The 20,631-nt window shown below is 63.9% G+C and carries 17 protein-coding genes; 10 read left to right on the top strand and 7 right to left on the bottom strand.

The features are described from left to right. Positions 1-36: 36 nt before the first annotated feature. Together J0X27_RS02375 and J0X27_RS02370 are read left to right on the top strand one after the other, a co-directional pair. Entirely contained in the window at positions 37-783 is a 747-nt protein-coding gene (locus tag J0X27_RS02375) for a precorrin-8X methylmutase (protein WP_207270881.1), read from the top strand. Next, positions 780-1,619, top strand: coding sequence for a cobalt-precorrin-7 (C(5))-methyltransferase (locus J0X27_RS02370; protein WP_207270880.1), 840 nt, complete (start codon positions 780-782; stop codon positions 1,617-1,619). The genes J0X27_RS02375 and J0X27_RS02370 overlap by 4 nt, the downstream gene beginning before the upstream one ends. Before the next feature lie 192 nt (positions 1,620-1,811). Here the strand turns inward: J0X27_RS02370 and J0X27_RS02365 are convergent, their stop codons facing one another. From J0X27_RS02365 to J0X27_RS02345, 5 genes are all read right to left on the bottom strand, one after another. Then, positions 1,812-2,033, bottom strand: a complete 222-nt coding sequence (locus J0X27_RS02365; RefSeq protein ID WP_207270879.1) for a hypothetical protein — start codon at positions 2,031-2,033, stop codon at positions 1,812-1,814. A gap of 189 nt (positions 2,034-2,222) precedes the next feature. Beyond that, positions 2,223-4,802, bottom strand: a complete 2,580-nt coding sequence (locus tag J0X27_RS02360) for a heavy metal translocating P-type ATPase (RefSeq protein WP_207270878.1) — start codon at positions 4,800-4,802, stop codon at positions 2,223-2,225. A gap of 85 nt (positions 4,803-4,887) precedes the next feature. Further along, a complete protein-coding gene (locus tag J0X27_RS02355; protein ID WP_207270877.1) occupies positions 4,888-5,634 on the bottom strand; it encodes a helix-turn-helix domain-containing protein in 747 nt (248 codons plus the stop codon). Between the two features lie 168 nt (positions 5,635-5,802). Then, positions 5,803-6,171 (bottom strand): cupin domain-containing protein, encoded by a 369-nt coding sequence (locus J0X27_RS02350; RefSeq protein WP_207270876.1) that lies wholly within the window; start codon positions 6,169-6,171, stop codon positions 5,803-5,805. 663 nt (positions 6,172-6,834) lie between these two features. Then, a complete protein-coding gene (locus J0X27_RS02345; protein ID WP_207270875.1) occupies positions 6,835-7,185 on the bottom strand; it encodes a nuclear transport factor 2 family protein in 351 nt (116 codons plus the stop codon). Positions 7,186-7,438: 253 nt separating this feature from the next. Between J0X27_RS02345 and J0X27_RS02340 the strand changes: the two genes are divergently transcribed. Together J0X27_RS02340 and J0X27_RS02335 are read left to right on the top strand one after the other, a co-directional pair. Continuing rightward, positions 7,439-8,218, top strand: coding sequence for a DUF7847 domain-containing protein (locus J0X27_RS02340; RefSeq protein ID WP_207270874.1), 780 nt, complete (start codon positions 7,439-7,441; stop codon positions 8,216-8,218). Positions 8,219-8,645: 427 nt separating this feature from the next. Then, positions 8,646-8,903: a hypothetical protein gene (locus J0X27_RS02335; protein WP_207270873.1), complete on the top strand. Its 258-nt coding sequence runs from the start codon at positions 8,646-8,648 to the stop codon at positions 8,901-8,903. A gap of 285 nt (positions 8,904-9,188) precedes the next feature. Here J0X27_RS02335 and J0X27_RS02330 read toward each other — a convergent pair whose 3' ends face one another. After that, positions 9,189-13,496 (bottom strand): Eco57I restriction-modification methylase domain-containing protein, encoded by a 4,308-nt coding sequence (locus J0X27_RS02330; protein WP_207270872.1) that lies wholly within the window; start codon positions 13,494-13,496, stop codon positions 9,189-9,191. Positions 13,497-13,827: 331 nt separating this feature from the next. Between J0X27_RS02330 and J0X27_RS02325 the strand changes: the two genes are divergently transcribed. Next, complete coding sequence (locus J0X27_RS02325; RefSeq protein WP_224214682.1) at positions 13,828-14,376, top strand: nucleotidyltransferase domain-containing protein; 549 nt, start codon at positions 13,828-13,830, stop codon at positions 14,374-14,376. Between the two features lie 18 nt (positions 14,377-14,394). After that, positions 14,395-14,883: a DUF8154 family protein gene (locus J0X27_RS18250; protein WP_484549480.1), complete on the top strand. Its 489-nt coding sequence runs from the start codon at positions 14,395-14,397 to the stop codon at positions 14,881-14,883. Between the two features lie 143 nt (positions 14,884-15,026). Here J0X27_RS18250 and mct read toward each other — a convergent pair whose 3' ends face one another. Beyond that, positions 15,027-16,196: a succinyl-CoA:mesaconate CoA-transferase gene (mct, locus tag J0X27_RS02320; protein ID WP_207270870.1), complete on the bottom strand. Its 1,170-nt coding sequence runs from the start codon at positions 16,194-16,196 to the stop codon at positions 15,027-15,029. Positions 16,197-16,359: 163 nt separating this feature from the next. Between mct and glmS the strand changes: the two genes are divergently transcribed. Genes glmS through mch form a run of 4 tightly spaced genes read left to right on the top strand, consistent with a single transcriptional unit; the run spans position 16,360 to position 20,586 of the window. Next, positions 16,360-16,815, top strand: a complete 456-nt coding sequence (gene glmS, locus J0X27_RS02315) for a methylaspartate mutase subunit S (RefSeq protein ID WP_097379509.1) — start codon at positions 16,360-16,362, stop codon at positions 16,813-16,815. Positions 16,816-16,823: 8 nt separating this feature from the next. Beyond that, a complete protein-coding gene (locus J0X27_RS02310) occupies positions 16,824-18,257 on the top strand; it encodes a methylaspartate mutase subunit E (protein WP_097379508.1) in 1,434 nt (477 codons plus the stop codon). Further along, positions 18,258-19,532: a methylaspartate ammonia-lyase gene (locus J0X27_RS02305; RefSeq protein WP_207270869.1), complete on the top strand. Its 1,275-nt coding sequence runs from the start codon at positions 18,258-18,260 to the stop codon at positions 19,530-19,532. It abuts the gene before it with no gap. Next, positions 19,525-20,586 carry a 2-methylfumaryl-CoA hydratase gene (gene mch, locus J0X27_RS02300; protein WP_207270868.1) on the top strand — a complete coding sequence of 354 codons (1,062 nt, stop codon included), beginning with the start codon at positions 19,525-19,527 and terminating at the stop codon, positions 20,584-20,586. Before J0X27_RS02305 ends, mch begins: the two co-directional genes overlap by 8 nt. The last annotated feature ends 45 nt before the right edge of the window (positions 20,587-20,631 follow it).

Below are 20,631 nucleotides of genomic sequence, written 5' to 3'. Positions count from 1 at the left end.
GACAGCCGATAGCCGCGACCGAGCGAGTGATACCCGATGACTGATCAGGACTTCGAGGAGGAGTACGCCGATCTGGGAGCAACGACACAGAACGCGATGGACATCGCGGAGACGAGCATGGACATCGTCAGGCAGTTCACGCCCGACGAGACGCTGGCCGACCGCGTGCGCCAGAAATCGGTCCACTCGATGGGCGACATCGAGTTCCAGCATCTCATCGAGTTCACGGGGAGCGACGACCTCGGTGCCGACGAGGACGCACCGGTCCGTGCCGGTGCACGGGCCGTGCTCGACGAGGCCGACATCTTTACCGACATCACGATGGTGAAAGCCGGCGTCACGGGCCGGGGCCACGACTGTGAGGTCTCGAAAGCTATCGGCCACGGGAAGGAACTCGCCGCCGAGACCGGGATGACCCGAACCGCTGCGGCGATGCTCGAACTCGACAAAGAGGACGCCTTCGAGGACGCGATCGTCACGATCGGGAACGCGCCGACGGCCGCGCTGGCGCTGGCGGACTGCATTGAGCAGGGGACCCGCCCGGCGGTCGTCGTCGCGAACCCGGTCGGCTTCGTCAAGGCCGAGGAGAGCCGCGGGCGCATCCGCGAGGTCAGCGAGGAGTACGGCGTGCCCGCGATCACCCACCGCGGCCGCCGGGGCGGCAGCGGCCTCGCCGCGGCTCTGACGAACGAACTGATCCACGTCGCCACGGACGCACGAACCGACGAGATCGACCTCGAGCTCGACGCCGAGACGCGGGCTGCGGACGGCCGGAACCGATGAGCGACGAGTACGACCTCGACGCGGGACCGGATCCGGCGACGTTCGCCGCGGACGCTGCAGAGCCCGATCTCGACGAGGGCGCTGCGCCAGAGGGGCAGCGAGGCGAAGGCGGTGAAACCGCCGAAGCCGGCGACCCCGTCTACGTCGTCGGCGTCGGCCCCGGCAATCAGGAGTATCTCACCCCTCGCGGCGAGCGGGCGATCCGCGAGGCCGACGTCGTCGTCGGTTTCACGACTGTCGTGGAGTTCATCGAGGACCTGACCGACGCCGACCTGCTGACCTGTGGCTACAGGGACGAAGCCGAAGCACTCGAGGAGTTCGCCGAGCGCGTCGCCGCCGGCGAGTCGGGAACCGCGGTCGCGATGGGCGATCCCAACCACTCGGGCTACCAGTTCGTCGGCAAGGTCCAGGCTGCCGTCGAGCGGGAGGCGAGGAATCGGGAGGCCGATCCGAGACCCGTCCGCGTCGTCCCCGGCATCTCGTCGCTCCAGATGGCCGCCAGCCGCGCCCGGACGCCCATGGAGGACACCGAGTTCGTCACGCTGCACAAAAGCGGCGACCTCGAGTCGGACCTGGACAGGCTCGCCGCCGCGGTGGGCGAGCGCCACCTGCTCGTGCTCCCGCGACCCTACGACCGGATGCCCGGCGACATCGCGGCGTTCCTGCTCGAGTCGGGTGCCGATCCCGACCTCGAGGCGCTGGTCCTCGAGAAGTTGACCCACGACGACGAGGCGATCCACCGGTTCACGCTCGGCGAGTTGTCGGCCCATGCTGGTGGGAGCGGGAAAGCGGAGACGCCGTTCTCCGATCTGGTCGTGCTGGCAGTCCGACGCTGACGACAGTGGCTGCCCGATCGAGGGAGGGCGGTCGTTGCTCGAGGCTCCGTTCCGCAGTGGCTGCCCGGAATTTCGGAGACGCCAAACGAGGAGCAACGACGAGTAGTAACGACCGAGCCACGTCTCGACGCCGACGACCGATCGCGTCGAATCGGCCGGGACGTATCCGACCGATCCACCACTGACTCTCGCTCAACACCGACCGCTTTCGTCGGGCGACCAGGTGCACGCATCGCCCGTCGTCAGGTCGTTTGCATCCACGTACGCCCAGAGACAGGCGTAGTGACAGAAGTACGTGGGCGAGCCACAGTCGTCGGTACAATCACGGACGCAGATCGGATCGTGGTCGAAGAGACGCGACCCACAGTAGGCACACTCCTCGTCCGCATCGGGCGTTTCGACGGTCGTCGACATAGCTGCGCTACGAGGCAGGTCACAGAAAGCGTTTCGGGGATATGCTGCCGAGTCCGGTCGGTTCTGTGCCCGTACTCCTCCTCCAGTCGGTGCCACGGGGGCGCGTGAACCGAGCGATGACGCCCGTGGGGTCTCCAGCGCCGGGCATCAGTCCCGGCGCTCGAGTCGATCGAGACCGGGTTTCGATCGTCACTCGTCGCCGGGTTCGATCGCGTCCCCGTCGCCGTCGGCCAGAGCCGCCGGAAGCTCCGGTTCGACGTTCGCCAGTCGCATCGCGTTGCCCGTCACGCCGAGGCTCATCCCCATGTCGCCGATGACGACCGCGTGGATGACCGTCACGATGCCAAACGGTGCGCCCGCCGCGAGGACGGCTTTCACCGCGAGGCTCGCCCAGATGTTCTGTCGGATGACGCCGTTGGCGCTCGTCGAGAGTTCATAGAGGTAGGGCAGTCGCGTGAGGTCGTCGCTCATCAGCGCGACGTCGGCCGTCTCGAGGGCCGTATCGGTCCCCGCCGCGCCCATCGCGATGCCGACGCCCGCCGTCGCGAGGGCCGGCGCGTCGTTGATCCCGTCGCCGATCATCGCGACGCGGCTCCCGTCCCCATCGCCGTCGCGGTCGCCGTCGAGTCGCTCGATCCACTCGAGTTTCTCGTCGGGGAGCAACTCGGCGTGGTACTCGTCGATCCCGACCTGCTCGGCGATCGCGCGGGCGGTCCCCTCGTTGTCGCCGGTGAGCATCACGACGCGGATCCCTCGTTCCTGCAGCCGCGAGACGGCCCACTCGGCTTCGGGCCGGACCCGGTCCGCGACGCCGATGACCCCCAGCGGGCCGTCCTCGGTGCCGACGACGATCACGGTCTTGCCCTCGGCCTCGAGCGTCGGGACGACATCGCTCGCCACGTCGAGACAGCCTTCGCGCTCGCAGTCCGGTCGGGCGTCGGCCGACTCGATGACCGTCCCGCCGTCGGTCGTCGCGTGCGTGTGCTCGAGGTCCGCAAGCCCCTCGAAGAGAGCGGGTTTCCCGACGTAGTGGGTCTCCCCGTCGATGTCGGTGCGCACTCCCTTCCCGGTCAGCGCTTCGAACGCCGAGACGTCCGGCTCGTTCGGGTCGATCCCCCGTTCCTCGGCGTAGCCGACGATCGCCCGCCCGAGGGGGTGCTCGCTCCGACGCTCGGCCGCGCTCGCACGCCGGAGGACGTCCTCTTCGTCGGCCCCTTCCAGCGGGATGACGTCGGTCACCGACAGATCGCCCGTCGTGAGGGTCCCCGTCTTGTCGACCGCGAGGGTGTCGCTCTCGGCGACCGCCTCGAGGTGGCGACCCCCTTTGATCAGCACGCCGTTACGGGCGGCGCTCGTGATCCCGGAGACGACGCTGACCGGCGTCGAGATGACGAACGCACAGGGGCAGGCGATGACCAGAAGGGTCAGCCCGCGCAGGAACCACGTGTTCCACGACGCGTCCACGAGCAGCGGTGGGCCGGCGGCGACCGCGATCGCGAGGACGACGACGATCGGCGTGTAGACGCTCGCGAAGCGGTCGACGAACTGCTCGCGTTTCGTCCCTTCGCGCTCGGCGTCCTCGACCAGCCGGACGATCCGGGCGATCGTCGAGTCCTCGGCCGCCTGCTCGACCTCGACCTCGAGATAGCCCGACTCGGCGATGGTCCCGGCGAAGACCTCGTCGCCCTCGCTCCTGTCGACGGGGACGCTCTCGCCGGTGATCGGCGACTGATCGACCGCGCTCTCGCCCTCGAGGACGGTGCCGTCGGCGGGAATCTTCTCGCCCGGCCGAACCGTGACGACGTCGCCGATCGCCAGCTCCGCCGCCGGGATCGTCTCCTCGGAGCCGTCCGCACGCTTGACGGTGGCCGTGTCCGGCGAGAGATCCATCAGCTCCCGCAGGGAGTCCCGTGCCCGGTCCATCGAGTACTGCTCGAGGAGTTCGGCGACGCTGAAGAGGACGGCCAACGTGGCCCCCTCGAAGGGGTGGTGGGCTCCGACCGCGGCGACGATGCCGACGCTCATCAGGAAGTCGATATCGAGGCTCCGATTGCGGACGGAGTAGTAGCCGTTCCGGAAGATCGGCACGCCGGCGACGGCCGCGGTGAGGATAAAGAGCAGCGAGGAGAGGTCGTAGCTCCGGCCGACGACGGTAAAGAGGGTCGGGTCGGCCCCGGTGAAGACGAACTCGAGGGCCATCCCGACTGCCACGAGGACGGCACCGACGCCCGTAATGACGGCTCGCCGACTCCGCCAGACGGGTTGCTCGTCGCCGATCCCGTCGCCGGTCTCCCCGATCGGCGTCGCGTCGTAGCCCGCGGCCCCGATCGCGTCGACGACCCGCTCTGGATCGACCGTCTCGTCGACCGTCACCGTCACGCGGCCGGCGGTGGGTCGGGTCTCGATCGTCCCGATCCCGTCGACGTCCTCGAGGGCGTTTTCGACCTTGGTCGCACACGAGGCACAGTCCATGCCGGGGACGGAGACCGTCAGCTCCGTGTCCGTGGCGACGATCTCGTAGCCGGCCGCTCGAACCCGCTCGCGGATCTCTTCGTCGCTCGTTCGCGTCGGATCGTAGTCGACGACGAGCCGACCGCTTGTCACTCTCGCGTCGAGGTCGTCGATCCCCTCGAGTCGCTCGACGCTGTTCGTTACCTTCCCGGCACAGGACGGACAGTCCATGTCGGGGACGCGAAGCTCGAGGGTCCGACTCGAGCCCGCGTCGTCGGCGTCCGACTCCGGCGGTGTCGGTGGTGAAGCGTCACTCATTACCTGTCCCTACTCACTCGTTCCCTATACCGGTTATTCGGCGTGCGCCAACTCCCCCTTCGTCGCACGAGGAAATCGGACCCGGTCAGTGGCCCGCTGCGAGCGTCTCGAGCGAGTCGTCCTCGTCGACGAACGTCGTCGCGAGGCTCGCTTCGGCCCGGCGGAGCCGGTAGGAGAGCGTCGACCGCGGCACGTCGAGTTCGGCCGCGAGTTCGGAGAGGTCGATCCGCCGGGGCGTCTCGTAGTAGCCGTGTTCGACGGCGGCCCGCAGTGCGTCCCGCTGTTCGGCCGGGAGCGTGTCCTCGGCCTCGAGTCGGTCGCGGTCCGGATCGAGGTCGGTCAGCCGCAGCATCTCCATGCCGGTACACTCGCCGACCTCGTCGCCGAGCGCGTCGAAAAACTCGTGGACCGGTGCGTCGCTCCCGAGGACGATCCGCCAGCGGTAGCGCCGCCCCTCCCGGTAGGTCTCGAACAACAGCCCCTCGCCCAAGCGCTCGAGGGCGAGGTGGGGGACCGACGTACAGACGTCCGTCCGATCCCAGTAGGTGTAGACGACGAGTTCGTCGCTGCCGCGATCGAGGACCTGCGTTTCGCAGTCGGCTCCGCAGTTGTCCCGAACCAGACAGTCCGCACAGAACGTCGGCTCCCGGTAGGCGTCTTCGAGGGCTTCGATCCCCGCCGCGGACCCGGTCGCGTGGTCGACCCGCCAGAGGCTCTCGGGCGTGACGTGACACGACAGCGACCGAACCGTCGTCTCCGGATGCGACTCGAGGGTGTCCGCGACCGGGTTCGTTCCGGGATCGTACTCGAGGGCGAAGACGAGTTCTCTCACAGGTGACTAGTGGCGCTCGCGGGATGAATTGGGTTTCGGTCGTCGCCGTGGCGGGTCGGTCCGTTCGACGAACCGACGGACCACCGGGGCCGCTTCTCAGCGCTCGCGGTCGGGGGACTCGCGGCTCGCGACTGCACTTCCGGCGTCGCTTCCCTCGGGTCACCGGCCTCAGCGATCCGGCTCGTACGGATCGAAGTCGTCGCGTTTGGCGTTCAACAGCAGGGCACGAACGGTGTCCTCGGCATCGGCGGGGTTGAACGGCCGGAGCGGGTGGCCCGGTTCGACGGCGAACCACTCCCCGGCGGCGACGACGTACTCCTCGTCGGGCGTCTCGACGTGCAGGTGGCCGTCCAGTACGTAAAACACCTCTTCGCTCTCCCGATGCGAGTGATACGGCGCGAACGACTCGCCGGGGTCGGCCTCGACGAGTTGGATGGAAAGCCGATCCAGATCGACCGCATCGTCGAGATAGTAGTGGTCGCCCGACAGGCCGTCCCTCGGTTCGACGGCCGTCGCGTCAATGACAGTATATCCCATGAGAACAGTACGCATCGTGGCGTAATATACTATTTCCTTATTTACGACGCTACGCCCGTGTACTGCAGTCGAAAACGGGCCGTCGGTGAGTCGACCGCGACCGACGGCCCGTACTTGCAAGCGGGACGATTCACCCGAGCGCTTGGAACTCCGTCGACCCACAGGAACAGGCCGTCGTTCCGATGGGGCGGATACGGCCGTCCAAGAGTTCCTTCGCTGCGTATACCGAGTCACAGCTGGCGCACACGGCCACAACGCGGTTGTGGTCGCGCAAGGTGATCACCCCATCCATACCAGGGGTCGATCACTACTTCAATTTTCGTTCAGGATCCCCCATCACTCCCTCGAGCCGGACAGTCATCGGCAACGACAGGACGGGGACGGCTGCACTCCTGTGGCCCCTCGAGGCCGGGTCCGGGACGTGTGTCGAATCGACCGCGACGCGTCCGTTTCCGCGAGCCGAGCGCTCGGTCGGGGACTCGAGCGGGCGTGGGTTCGGACGATCCGCTGCCCCGATGTCCCGGCACACCCCCATGGCGGGCCGCGGCTGGGCCGGCACCGATCGGCAGGAGTCCGTCTCACGTCCGATCGGCACCTCGGACCGCCGGTGCTCACGGCCCGTCGAAGACGGGACGACGAGGGGGGTGATCCCGGCCCGTCGCGTCAGTCCTTCGGGGAGCGCTTCCCGGCGAAGCTCTGGAACAGGATCTCGTCGTCCGGGATGTAGAACGTGTCCGTGGCGAACTCGTAGACGTTCTCGGGCGTTTCGGCCTGCCAGACGATGTAGGCGAACTCGTCTTCGACGGTCTCCTGTTGCATGTCGATCGTGGCCCCCTCCTGTGAGAACTCGGCGAAGAGGTCCTCGAAGAGCCCCTCGATCTCGTCGAGTCCCTCGAAGGTCCCCATGTTGGTCACGACCACCGACTCCTCGGTGTAGTCCTCCATGACGCCCGCCAGGTCCTGCTCGCCGAACGTCGACAGGTGATGCTCCAGTACCGCGTCAGTTGATGGCATGTGATAACACACCCCTGTGGGGGCACAACACACACTGATATGAAGATTTGGGACGGCAACGCCCGGCTGGCCCGCCGCTTTGGTCGGTCTCCGCTGCCCGTTCGACCGCTCGTCGATCCCGCGTTCGGGCCTCGAGCACGGGGGTCGGTTCGGGTCGCGGGGTCTCCGACCGTCCGTCGCGTCGTCGGTTCCGATCCCGCGTCCCTCGAGTCGTTCCCACACCTATATGTATAGCTGGTTGAAATATCGGGGTATGGCAGTTGTTCAGGCCCTTCGGCGGTCGCCGGGCGCGCTCGTCCGGACGCCCGTACTCGTGGTTCCCGCGCTCGTGTTGTTGGCGTTCCAGCTCCCCCAGTTGCTCCTCCAGTCGTCGAGACCGCTGTTGGCCTCGGTGCTCTCGCTTGGCGCGTCACTCCTCAGCCTGGTCGTCGCGCCGTTCTTCCAGGGCGGGATGATCGGCATGGCCGACGAGGCACTCGAGGGGCGCAGTTCGCTGGGGACGTTCGTCGCCACCGGGAAGGCACACTACGTCCAGATCCTGATCGCGTATCTGTTGCTCCTCGTGGTGAACATGATCCTCGGCATGATCTTCTTTTTCGTCGGGTTCGGGGCGTTGTTGGTCGGCATCGCGGAGTTGGGGGCGCTCCCGGTGGTCGTGCTGGGCGGGGTCGCCGCCATCGTCGCGCTCGTCTACCTCGTGTTCCTCTTCTTCCTCCAGTTTTACGGGCAGGCGATCGTCCTCGAGGGGGAGACGGCGATCGACGGCCTCAAGCGGAGTTACCGCGTCGTCCGGTCGAACCTCCTGGCGACGATCGGGTACATGCTCGTGGCGGTCGTCGGCGGCAGCCTGGTCGGCCTCTTCGTCGGGAGCCTGTCGATGCTGGCCACGCCCGAGGCCGCGGAGCTGGGACTGCCCGTCCTCTCGACGGGCGGGCTGATCGCCGCGGGAGCGGTCGCGACGGTCATCAGCAGCGTCGTCTCCGCGTTCCTGCTGGTCTACTCGGTTTCCTTCTACCAGCTCGTCACCCAGTAGATGGCGGCCGTCGGTCGTGGTGGCCGACTCGAGGCCGTCGTCCCCGTCGTCGATCGAGACGCCGGCCCGAGTGCGGGGTTTCGGGCTTCTCGAGGGGTTCTCGAGGGTGTCTCGAGTCCGGAACGGGAGGGTCTCGAGCCGGTGTCTGGCGGTCGAGATAGCTCGGCCCCGACTCTTTTCCAGCCACTTTGCAGTAGATATAAGTCACAATAGGTCAACGCCTAAACTGGAAGCAGTCTCCAGAAAAGGGGGCTAGATGAAAACGCCCCGGGTGGGTGCACACCCGAGACTTGCTTCCAAATCCCTCACCGGGGATTTGCAAGCATGATTACGTTCATTCTACCGGGATATAAACGTCCCGCACGGCACCCGAATCGCCCGACGGAACGAGCCCCAGCGCCAGCCACAGTCGCGAGCGGTGAGTCCGATGTGTAGCGATCCTGACTCGAGCGATGTCGACCCTGGCTCGAGTACTGCCGAGTCCGGCTCGAGCAACGTCGAGTCCGGCTCGAGCGATGTCGACCGCGATACGAGCGAGCCCGACGACCACGGCTCGCAGTACCTCCCCGATTGCCCGCGTTGTGGCACGCCCGTCGCCATCGTCTCCGCGACCGGTCCCAATCGAGCCACCGCGAGTCCGTGTGGCTGTCTCGTTTCGCCGGGACTGATAAACCGCGAGCGCTAAGTGCGACCGCGGGGCTCGAGCCCCGGCGGTCAGCCGGCCGGTCGACGCGTCGAGTCGAACCACCTGACACACCACCCTACCGTCGACAGCACCCGTCGGCCGGCCGGTTCGCAAACGGGTCTCGAGCGTATTTTTGGACGCTAGAACCTCGAGAGAGACGTGTCCTTCCCACGGCACTACGACAGTGAAAGACCGCCAGGAGGACCGCAGGCCTGCCCTTCCCCGAGTCGCGTGCCGCCGCGCGATCCCGCGCGGCGACACGCTCCCGGCCACGTGGCGCGCAGTTCAGTCGCCGACCGCTTCCTCGACGATCTCGATTTCCTCCTCGGTCAGCCCGTACAGTTCGTACACGATTTCGTCGATCAACTCGTCCGTCTTCTCGATCTTGGCCTCGAGTTCTTCGGCTCGAGCCGTCGTCTCGAGGTAGTGACCCAACTCGTCGTCCACACTGTCTATAGCAGGAAGAATCAGTGCTTTCAGCCGATCTGCGGGTGAATTAGTTTTCGTTGCAGTCTCTCGGAAGTTCGCGAAACCATCAGCTTCTTCTACGGCAACAGGGACAAACACTTCGATGAGACTGGCCTCAAGTTCGTCGAGATCAGTTAGACGGAACGCTTCGATAGGATCAGTTTCAGTATAGCCCCACCGATCAGTCTCATAATCTGACTCATCGTCAGGCTTGTAACGAGCGGTAGCGGTAACAACGACAGTATCATCGCTCGGCCGTTGTATCTCAACACGACCAATACGGAGATTATCACGTTCTCCCGTGGTTTCGTAGAGAATAGAGTCAGTTGGCGCAGTCTTTGGTGGCTGATAGAAGCCAGCGTCATCAAGTGTCGGACCTTCCGAATAGTTCGCGAGATACTCGAGGGGATCTAGCGTTAATGAATCTAGATTGTTATTATAGGACATAATCCTCTCAGATAGATAGCAGAGCAACTCATGTTGAACAGCGAAATTAGCACCTTCGGAAAACAAGGTTTGAAGGATTTGATTGCTATCTATAGCTCCCTCTAGGTATTCAGTGTGTGATTCTTTGATTTCGTCGGAGATTGTTCCATCAACACTGATATCCTTGTTTCCGCCAGCAATCGAGAAGGGATAGAGATACTCACTTCTAAACGTATAGTATCCTCCCCTAAAGGTGGATCCGGTGTTAACCATGAAAAACCAGAAGACGTTACTATTCAATAACGCGAGGACATACTTCGGATCCAGGTTACAGTCTTCCTCGAGCGGTATTCCTTCTATGTCGGTGTTGTGATATATGCCAGATGGTTTCAACGTAAACTCTGGCTGATTGCCGAGTCGCGGCGTGATTATGTACTCTCTTTCGTAGTCCAGTAGATTCTTCGGATAGACGTAATCCCACCACTGGTCATGGTCCATCTTCCCGCTCTCTCTTTCACGTAGTGTTTCTTCGTGGCTGCAAAGATACTCGTATGTTTTCGGATACTCTTGTTCTAGCCGTTGTTTTGAGACGAACTCCGCTTCGGACTGATTCTCTGAAATCTCGTACGGAAAAATAACTTTCAAACGGGGATCGACCCGACGATAACGGTCGGAGTCATTCCCTTTGAGCATTGGTTTTAGAAGTCCTGTTTCCAGTACATGTGTCTCATCGGTTTCTTGATTCTTGACAGCAATCTCACCATCATTCGGTTCACTTACTGGTTCTAAAATGTAGACAGCGTCTGCACTGGTCGCAATCCCCTGAAATACTTTTTCGCTGACTTCTTGTAGTTCTGGACCTGCGCCAGAGACTGTTTCGAGGACACTAGCGACCTTTGCAGAATTGAATGCCCACGAGTCAGCGCCGTAGTCGGCTTTGATTGTGTTTAACTCAATATTATCAGAGCCTTCTAGTACTTCCGTGTCAACTTCCGTATATTCGAACTCCTCTTGAGGCGATTTAGAGAGGAACAACAAACACGTGTAGATCGTAGCCGCTTCGAATACCTGTGAATCACCAAATGAGACAATCTTCTTGAGTGCGGTATTTTCCGAGATGTATTCCCTCAGACCTTCACCGAAATTCCCTTGGAAGAATTTGTGAGGTTCGATATAGCCGAACTCGCTATCGTCACTTAGCAATCGATGCCCCTTTTCGGTAAAGCATACGTAGAGATCGAAATTCCCAGTTGCAGACTGATACGAGTTAGTAAGGTAATTCGCTTGCTCGGGAACCGCTTGCCGTAGTTCCTGTATTTTCACGTATGGGGGGTTCCCGATTACGGCATCAAACCCTGCCCCCTCCCGCTTCTCTCCATCGTCATCGAAGAACACCTCGGGATACTCCAACTCCCAGTGGAAGAACGCCTCGTCACCACTCATCGCCTGGGCCGTCTGGAACCAGTCCTCGCCCTGCACCGCCGCCCACGCCTCGTCGTCGTCGATCGCTCGCGCCAGCCGCTCGTAGGCCCCCTCGGGCACGTCCAGATCGAACTGCTCGGCGGTATGGACGTTCGTCACCTCGAAGAGGCGCTGATAGAACGCGTCGGCCCGCACCTCGTCGTAAATCTCCTCCATCGACTTGACGTCCTCGAGGGACTCGTTGTCGATCTCGAGCAACTCCTGCATCCGGTCCATGACGTGCTCCAAGGTGTCCTGGCGAACGCGGGCCAGCGCCTGCTCGAGGGTCAACTGGCCGCCGTCGTCCGCGGTCTCGCTCGAGAGCACCGCCGTCACGTCCGAGCCGACCAGCGAGTTGCCCGCCTTGAGGTGGTGATCGAGGAAGGCCAGTGGCTGATCGGCCGCCAGCGTCTCGAGCCACATCGAGAGCTTCGCGAGTTCGACTGCCATCCCGTTCAAGTCGACGCCGTAGATACACTCCTTGGCCACGTCCCGGCGCACCCGCTGTTCGTCGAAGGCCGTCGCCTCCTCGAGTTCGCGCACCTCCTCCATGACCTGCTGGGCCAGATACTCCGTCGCCCGCGTGAGGAAGTGGCCACTGCCCATCGCCGGATCGAGGATCTTCAGGTCGGTGACCCGCCGGTAGAAGGCCCCGAGATACTCGTGGGTCCCCGGCTCGAAGCCCTGCTCGGTGAGATCGGCTTTGATCTCCGCGACCAGCGGCCCGACCGTCTCCTCGACGATGTAGGTCACGACGTAGTCCGGCGTGTAGTAGGCCCCCGTGGCCTTCCGCTCGCCCTCGTCGTTGACGACGTAGAGCCCGCCCTCGTCGACGGTTTCGACCGCCTCCGCCACCGACACCTCCGTGGCGGGTTTCCAGACCTGCCCGCCGTCTGCCGCGACCGCGGCGTAGTCCTCGGGCGCGATCCGGAACTGGTGCTCTAACAGCCCTTCGTAGACGCTGCCCAGATGGCGCGTATCGAGGTCGGCGTAGTCGGCCAGCACGTAGCGGCCCTCGTCGTTTTCCGTCGTCGAAATCCGATAGATGACCTCCGCGAGATACCGATTGCTGACCTCGTGTTCGGCCAGGAAGTCGTGGGTCTCACGGTTGAACAGCCCGCCGTTGTACGGCGGGATCCCCAGCGATTCCTCACCCCCGTCGATCAGCCGGAACAGGTCCTCGAGCCGGCTCCACATCGTCGTCGAGTGCTCGCTGTAGGCGTCGTCGAACCCGTCGTCGACCTCGCCGATCTCCTCGTGGATCTCGAGGCGCAACTCGTCCAGGCTGAAGTTCTCCTCGTACTCCGCGACCGCGTCCCCGCCCTCCGGATGGATCAGGCCCCGCGATTCGGCATAGAGGACGAACATCAACCGATAGAGGAGCACGAGCGACTGCTCTTTGAGCTCCCCGAGCCCGTCGTCGTCGTCGGGATCGATCGCGAGATCGTTCGTCTCGACGAACCCCCGTCCCAACACCCGCAGCGCCGTGAAGACGTTGTCCTGTAAGTCCTCCCCGAGTTCCTGTGCGACCGTCTCGCTCTCCGAGCGAACCGAATCGAGGTAGGTCGTCCCACCCGACTCCCGGAACGCGGCCGGCCGGAAGAACGTGTAGAAGTACTTGAACGCCTCGAGATCCCCGCGCTCGAGGAGTTCCGGCAGATCGATCTCGTAGTAGGTCTGGGTCTCGTAGTCTTTCGTCCCGTAGAGTCGCCACTTGCGGCCGTTGGTCAACACGCCCCACTGAATCCCCTCGGGCGTCCGCTCGAGGTAGTGTTTGATCTGGTGGGAGGCGTTGCGATACGGCCGCTGGTCGCTGAATCGGGTCGTGAAGTCGGCGTCCCACTGTTTGGCTTCGACCAGTCCGACACCCCGATCGAACAGGTCCGCCGTCTCTTCGCTGCTCAGGTAGACCTCGGCCGCGTCCCGGCGCGCCGCGGTGTCCTCGAACAGGAGCACGTCGACGTACCCCCCGCCGTCGGGCAGCGTCGTCTCGACGTTGGTTCCAAAGCCCAGGATCTCGAGTACCTCGTCGATCCAGTTGTCGATCAGCGGATCCTCCTTGTAGCCGTCGACCAGCTTCGACTCGAGGTCGTACAGCGCCTGCAGTTCCTCGAGAGCCTCGCTCGCGGCTGCGTCGCAGTCCCACTCCTCGCGGTCCTGAATCCGCTCGTCGAGATAGTACCCGGAGAAGAGATTCGAATTCGTGTACGGGCGATCCGACAGCGTCGCCTGACTCATGGCTGTCCTCTTGAATTGTCACCTGAAGAAACCACCGGTCGCTGGGGTCGCTCGAGATGGCGGTTGCGGACGACGAAGTGGGCGGCGAATCGATACCGGACGTCTGCAGTCTGGGGAGTCGATGGTATATCAGTAGTTCCCGCTCCTGATATAAACTTTAAGTAGATAGCGTAAGATAACGCTTACAATGAAAACGGAGTCGAACGGATCATCGGCGAACCGAACGAGTATAACCGTGGATATCCCGGTCGATGACCGACGATTATTCAGAACCGCGGTTATCGACGACGTTCTGACACTCTTAAGCCGAAATCACGATTCCGAATTCTCGATGACGGACCTCGCGACCGCGGTCGATCGCTCGAGACCGGCGGTTACCAAGGCGGTCGACGTCCTCTCGAGCAACGACCTCGTCGTCACGGAACGACGGGGTCGGAAGCGTCTGGTACGGATCAACCGGGAACGGCTGTCCGTTCCGGACGATCCGTATTTCCGAATCCCGCAATCGGAGTTCCACGATCCCGTACGGACGGCTGTCGAGACGCTCGGGGACGAACTGGACGGCGTTGTTGCGATCGTCCTGTACGGGAGCGTCGCCCGCGGTGAGGCCGATCGACGAAGCGACATCGATCTCTGGGTACTGGTCGAAGACGACCGAATGGAAAACCAGCGGGAAGCGAATCGAGTCCGTCGGCACCTCGAGGACGAATCGTTCGACACTGGTCGGTACGCGTACGAGATCGATGTCGAAGCGCTGCCGGCAGTTCCGAACTATCTCCCTGAACTTCGAGAAATCGTCCGAGATGGAATCGCGCTCTACGAGACCGAGGCGTTTGGAACCGTTCGAAACATGATCCTCCGGGGGGGCACCGATGAGTGAGGATCCGATCCGAACGCGATCACGGACGCGCTTGAGACCGCCGTCGACGCGTTCAACGAGGCCGGACACGGGATCCCGGCGTACGAGGAAGCGATCGACACGGACGACGATTGGAAAGCCCAACTCACGAAGGGTTGTTCGCTCCTTCGCGCCGTCGAACGAATCGACGAGGACGGGTACTATACCGCGACTATCGAACTCTGTTTCGGAGCCATCGAGCGATCGATAGAGGCGTACGCACTCGCGGAAGGCGGGGATGAATTGCGAGACTTCCACGATCACGCGTACTGCTACGATCGCGCATCGGAGCTCGCACTTCTCTCGCGCCCGACCACGGACAAACTCGAGGGGTTGTACACGGAGAACCGGACGGACAGCGACTACGGTGGGAGACGACCGACGAAAGCACAGGCTGACGCGATGCGAGTACTCGCTCGCGAAATACACGACCACGTCAGCAATCGGATCCGAGAAGGCGGTGCGTGCGTCTGTTATCGTCGCAACTGAAACGATTCACACACTGATCGCAACGCTGTCGTGCGATCAGGTGTACAATGACTTTCAGTTGCGACGATAGCTGTTCTCGACTCGAAGCCGGTGTCGTTCTTCGAACGGACAGTTCGGCCGGAAACGAATCGATATTCCGCCGCTCAGTCGTCGGCCGCTTCGGACTCCTCGCCCAGTAGCTCCTCGCGGTGCTCGTCGAGCAGCGGCGCGCGACCGCGGGGCCGGGGGTTGGTCTCGCTCATCTTGATCGGGGTGCCCGCGATCTCGACGTCCGCGTCGGCCCCGGGCTGTTCGACCGGCACCAGCATGTCTCGCGCGTGGACGTGATCGTCTTCGAAGATCTCTTCGGTGGTCTGGACCGGCGCGGCGGGGACCAGTCCCTCGAGCTGGCCGACGAGTTCGTCGTTGGTCTGCTCGATGGCCCACTCCGAAATCTCGCCGCGGAGGTGATCGCGGTGCTCGAGGCGCTCGGCGGTCGTGGGGTACTCCTCGGCGAGGTCGTCTCGCCCCATCACGTCACAGAGTTCGGCCCAGTGGTTGTTGTTGAACGCGGCGATGACGGCGTAGCCGTCGGCGGTCTCGAAGGCGTTGTAGGGGAACAGCGTCGGGTGGGAGTTGCCCCGCCGGGTTGGGGCCTCGCCCGTGTACGACTGCTGGTAGATGGCGCGTTCGGTGAAACTGAGCATCGAGTCGTACATGGCGGTGTCGACGTACTGGCCCTCGCCGGTCTGTTCGCGGTGGTTCACGGCGGCGAGGATCCCGATGCAGTTCAGCGTCGCGGTGAAGAGGTCGCCGACGCCGGGCCCGGTCTTGGTCGGCGGGCCGTCGGGCTGGCCGGTGGTTTCCATGACGCCGCCCAGCGCCTGCGCGATGAGGTCGAAGGAGGGCTGGCCCTGCCGCTCCGTTTCACCGGTCCGCGGGTCGCCAAAGCCCCGAATCGAGGAGTAGATGATGTCCTCGTTGTACTCTTTCAAGGTCTCGTAGCCCAGATCGTACTTCTCCATCGTCCCCGAGCGGTAGTTCTCGACGACGACGTCGGCCTCCTCGACGAGCGAGAGGAAGTCCTCGCGGTCCGCCTCGTCCCCGAGGTTCAGTTCGAGACTGCGCTTGCCCCGGTTGACGCTCTGGAAGTAGCCGCCGTAGGCCTCCTCCTCGGAATCGTCGACGAACGGGGGGTTCGATCGGATCATGTCGCCACCCGGCCGTTCGATCTTGACGACGTCCGCACCGAGATCCGCGAGTAACATCGTGCAGTACGGCCCAGCGAGCACCTGGGTCAGATCCACAACGCGAAGGTTCGAGAGCGCTCCCATGTGTGTATACCACCCTTCCGAAACCACTACCAAAACCCTTACCATCGATCATGTAGTTGTCTCTGCGTACCAATGGTCGTGTGATCATTCGACATTGAGATGGTGAAAGGATATTTAATGAGTATTATCATGGAAGATCATTAGGTTTATACGGGGGTCGCTCATGGTTTCGGATACGATGTCCCAAACGGTCGTCCTCGGCGTGATCGGCTCCGATGCCCACGTCGTTGGCATCACAATCTTAGAGCAAGCCTTCAGTGCAGCCGGCTTCGATGTCGTGAATCTCGGCGTTCAGACCTCCCAGGAGGAGTTCGCCGAGGCAGCGGTAACCCACGACGCGGAGGCTGTACTGGTCTCCTCGCTCTACGGCCACGCCGAGCAGGACTGCCAGGGATTCCACGGCGTCCTCGAGGACGCGGACGTCGACGCGGTCACGTACATCGGCGGCAACCTCGCCGTCGGTCAAGACGAGTTCGAGCAGACCCGCCGTACCTTCCGGGAGCTCGGCTTCGACCGCGTCTTCGATTCCGAAACCGACCCTGAGGACGCGATTGCCGCGCTCCGCGAGGATCTCCAGATCTCACCGACGGAGTCGGAACGGGCGACTATCACTTCGTAGATGCCCAGATGATACGAGACGAACGCATTCCATCCGACGAGCTACGGCGTATCGACGAAGAGATCCGGTCGAACTGGCCGACGGGTGCAGACGTCGACTTCGAGGACGCGATCGAATACCACGAGTCGCTTCCCGACCACAAGCGATTCGCGGACGTCCTCGAGTCGGCCGACAAGCCCCTCCTCCAGCCACGAGCCGGCGTTCCCCGGCTCGACGACCAGATCGAACTCCTCCAGTACCTTCTCGAAGAGGGACAGGCCGATCTCCTGCCGACCACGATCGACTCGTACACGCGCGACAACGAGTACGAGAAGGCCCAGCAGGGGCTCGACAAGGCCCTCGAGACGGGCGACGACACCCTCAACGGCTTCCCGGCCGTCAACCACGGTGTCGACGGCTGCCGCGAACTGATCGACGCGGTCGACGCGCCGATCGAGGTCCGTCACGGCACGCCCGACGCCCGGCTGCTCGCGGCGATCACCTTCGCCGGCGGCTTCCAGAGCTTCGAGGGCGGCCCCATCTCCTACAACATTCCGTACACGAAACGCCACGGGTTAGAGGAAACGATCGAGAAGTGGCAGTTCGTCGATCGACTCGCGGGGGCCTACACCGAACGGGGCGTGCGGATCAACCGCGAACCCTTCGGCCCACTGACGGGGACCCTGGTCCCGCCGTCGATCGCGATCGCGGTCATGCTGGTCGAGGGCAAACTCGCCGCCACGCAGGGCGTGCGCTCGATCACCCTCGGCTACGGGCAGGTCGGCAACGTCGTGCAAGACGTCGCCGCCCTGAACGCCCTCAAGAAGTTGGGCAACGAGTACCTCCCCGACGAGGTCGTCGTCACGACGGTCTTCCACGAGTGGATGGGCGGCTTCCCGCCGGACGAGGCCCGCGCCAACGGCGTCATCAGCCTCGGCGGCATGACCGCCGCCATCGCCCAGCCGGACAAGGTCATCACCAAGTCGCCCCAGGAGTTCCAGGGGGTTCCGACCAAGGAGGCCAACTCGGCTGGCCTGCGCACGACCCGGCAGGTCATCGACATGGCGATCGAGCAAAAGATCGACATCGACGGCATCGAGGAGGAACAGGACCTCATCGAGCGCGAGACCCGCTGTCTGATGGACACCATCTTCGAGCACGGCGACGGCGACGTCGTTCAGGGGACGCTCAAGGCCTTCGACTCCGGCGCACTCGACGTGCCCTTCGCACCCAGCGACAGCGCACGGGGTGCCGTCCTTCCCGCACGGGACGACGACGGTCGCGTCCGCATCTTCGAGTGGGCCGACCTCGCGATGGACGACGACATCAAGGAGATTCACAGAGCCCGACTGTCCCAACGTGCGGACACCGAGGGCCGCGATCAGTCGTTCCGGATGGTCGCGGACGACGTCGACGCGATCAGCGACGGAAAACTCATCGGCCGACCCCAGGGTGACGTCTAAATGGAGATTACAGGAATACACGCCACGCCCGGCTACTCCGGGTTCTTCTTCGACGACCAGCGCGCGATCAAGCAAGGTGCCGAACACGACGGCTTCACCTACGAGGGCGAGCCCGTCACCGACGGCTTCGACGAGATTCGACAGGCCGGCGAGTCGATCATCGTCGATATCGAACTCGCCGACGGCACCGTCGTGCGGGGCGACTGTGCCGCGGTCCAGTACTCCGGTGCCGGCGGGCGCGACCCGCTCTTCCAGGCCGAGGCGTACGCCCCCGTCATCGAGGGCCCCGTCGCCGACGAACTCGAGGGTCGGGACGCGACCGACTTCCTCGACAACGCCGAACTGCTCGAGGAGATGGAAGTCGAGGGAGACCGACTCCACACGGCGATCCGCTACGGCGTCTCGCAGGCGCTACTGGCCGCCGCGGCCGAGGCCGAAACCACCACGAAGACGGACGTGATGGCCGACGCGCTCGGCACCGAGCCTGCGACGGAGCCGGTTCCGGTCTTCGGCCAATCGGGCGACGACCGCTACAACAACACGGAAAAGATGTTCGTCAAGGGCGTTCCCGTCCTGCCCCACGCGCTGATCAACAGCGTCGAGAAGATCGGCGAAAACGGCGAGACCCTCCTCGAGTACGTGGAGTGGCTCGTCGAACGCTCCCAGGAACTGGGCCCGGAAAGCTACGAGCCCCGCTTCCACATCGACGTCTACGGCATGATCGGGGAGATCTTCGGTGCGCCCTACGACCGCGAGGAGGTCGTCGACTACTTCGCCGCGCTGGAAGAAGCCGCCGCGCCCTACCCGATCCAGATCGAGGGGCCGATGGACGTCGGCGACCGCGCCGACCAGATCGACGCGATGGTCGAGCTCCGCGAGGGGCTCGCCGAGGCCAACGTCGGCGTCGACATCGTCGCCGACGAGTGGTGTAACACCTTCGAGGACGTGCAGGCGTTCGTCGACGCCGGCGCGGCCGACCTCGTGCAGGTCAAAACGCCCGATCTGGGCGGCATCCACCGCAGCGGACAGGCGGTCCGCTACTGCGAGGGAACCGACACCCGCGCCTATCTCGGTGGCACCTGCAACGAGACGGAAACCTCCGCACGCGCCTGCGCTCACGTCGCGCTCGCGACCAACGCCGCGCAGGTGCTCGCAAAGCCCGGGATGGGCTTCGACGAGGGGTACATGATCGTCGAAAACGAGATGCGACGCACGATCGCCCGCCGCAAGCGGGACCGACAGCAACAGACCGACGAGGTGACTGCAGATGACTGACTGGACCGATCCGGACACGTTCGCACAGGCACTCGAGGAAGTCGAGACGAAAGAGAAGGGCAACTGCTTCGAGGACTTCGAGGAGGGCGATGTGATCGAGCACGATCCCGGGCTCACCCTCACCCGCTGGGGCAACGAACAGTGGATGGGCCAGACGTTGAACCACGACCCCGCCTACTGGCGGACCGACGCCGCCGAGGACCGCGGGTTCGACGAACCGCCGATCCACCCGGACTATCTGACCGCGGCGACGCTGGGCATCACCGTCGAGGATCTCAGCGAGAAGGGCGGCTACTTCCTCGGACGGACCGACGTGCGGTTCCCCGAATCGCCCGTCTACGCGGGCACCGAACTCCACGTCGAGAGCGAGGTCGTCAACTGTGCGACCTCGAGTTCCCGACCCGAGTACGGCATCGTCTCCTGGCGAACCCGCGGCACGGACGCCGAGACCGGCGACGTGCTCTGCTCCTACGAGCGGACGAACATGATCCCGCGTCGCGACCCCGTCGCGACCGACGGAAGCGGCACAGCGGCCGCCGAGGACGAGGACGAACCCGACCTCCCCGAGGAGTTCATCGCGCCCGAGGGCGGCTACTACGAGGACTTCGTCGCCGCGCTCGAGCAAGCCGACGACGAGAACGCTGCCGTCGCCTACCGCCACGAGCGCGGCCGCACGCAGGACGACGTGACCGTCGCCTCGCTCCCGTTGGCGACGCTGAACACGGCCAAGCAACACCACAACGTCGACGTGATGAGCGACTCGCCGTCGGGCAACATCGTCACCTACGGGGACGTGACCCGATCGACGGCGCTTGGCCACGCCCGCTCGGACGAACAGACCTGGCGCGAGGTCGGCTTCGACGACGAATCGTTCCACACGTTCGTCGCCGTCGGCGACACCGTCTACGCCTTCACGCGCGTCATCGAGGCCGAGGACGACGCCTCGAGCGACGAGGCGGGGACGGTGACGTTCGAACACATCGCGTTCAATCAGGACGACGAACCCGTCTACTCGGGAACACGAACCGCCGAGATTCGAAAGCGTTCTAACTGACACGATCGAACATCATAAACGAACGCAGACAGATACGCACTCCGA

It is taken from the genome of Natrinema longum, from assembly GCF_017352095.1.
Taxonomy (GTDB): Archaea; Halobacteriota; Halobacteria; order Halobacteriales; family Natrialbaceae; genus Natrinema; species Natrinema longum.
Note: the sequence above shows the minus strand (reverse complement) of the source record. Positions and strands in the feature narration are given on the sequence as shown.

Bases quoted from the DNA above. Each gene is read 5' to 3' on its own strand.
- J0X27_RS02375 (WP_207270881.1), top strand. From the start codon at position 37: ATGACTGATCAGGACTTCGAGGAGGAGTACGCCGATCTGGGAGCAACG.
- J0X27_RS02370 (WP_207270880.1), top strand. From the start codon at position 780: ATGAGCGACGAGTACGACCTCGACGCGGGACCGGATCCGGCGACGTTC.
- J0X27_RS02365 (WP_207270879.1), bottom strand. From the start codon at position 2,033: ATGTCGACGACCGTCGAAACGCCCGATGCGGACGAGGAGTGTGCCTAC.
- J0X27_RS02360 (WP_207270878.1), bottom strand. From the start codon at position 4,802: ATGAGTGACGCTTCACCACCGACACCGCCGGAGTCGGACGCCGACGAC.
- J0X27_RS02350 (WP_207270876.1), bottom strand. From the start codon at position 6,171: ATGGGATATACTGTCATTGACGCGACGGCCGTCGAACCGAGGGACGGC.
- J0X27_RS02345 (WP_207270875.1), bottom strand. From the start codon at position 7,185: ATGCCATCAACTGACGCGGTACTGGAGCATCACCTGTCGACGTTCGGC.
- J0X27_RS02340 (WP_207270874.1), top strand. From the start codon at position 7,439: ATGGCAGTTGTTCAGGCCCTTCGGCGGTCGCCGGGCGCGCTCGTCCGG.
- J0X27_RS02335 (WP_207270873.1), top strand. From the start codon at position 8,646: ATGTGTAGCGATCCTGACTCGAGCGATGTCGACCCTGGCTCGAGTACT.
- J0X27_RS02330 (WP_207270872.1), bottom strand. From the start codon at position 13,496: ATGAGTCAGGCGACGCTGTCGGATCGCCCGTACACGAATTCGAATCTC.
- J0X27_RS02325 (WP_224214682.1), top strand. From the start codon at position 13,828: ATGACGGACCTCGCGACCGCGGTCGATCGCTCGAGACCGGCGGTTACC.
- mct (WP_207270870.1), bottom strand. From the start codon at position 16,196: ATGGGAGCGCTCTCGAACCTTCGCGTTGTGGATCTGACCCAGGTGCTC.
- glmS (WP_097379509.1), top strand. From the start codon at position 16,360: ATGGTTTCGGATACGATGTCCCAAACGGTCGTCCTCGGCGTGATCGGC.
- J0X27_RS02310 (WP_097379508.1), top strand. From the start codon at position 16,824: ATGATACGAGACGAACGCATTCCATCCGACGAGCTACGGCGTATCGAC.
- J0X27_RS02305 (WP_207270869.1), top strand. From the start codon at position 18,258: ATGGAGATTACAGGAATACACGCCACGCCCGGCTACTCCGGGTTCTTC.
- mch (WP_207270868.1), top strand. From the start codon at position 19,525: ATGACTGACTGGACCGATCCGGACACGTTCGCACAGGCACTCGAGGAA.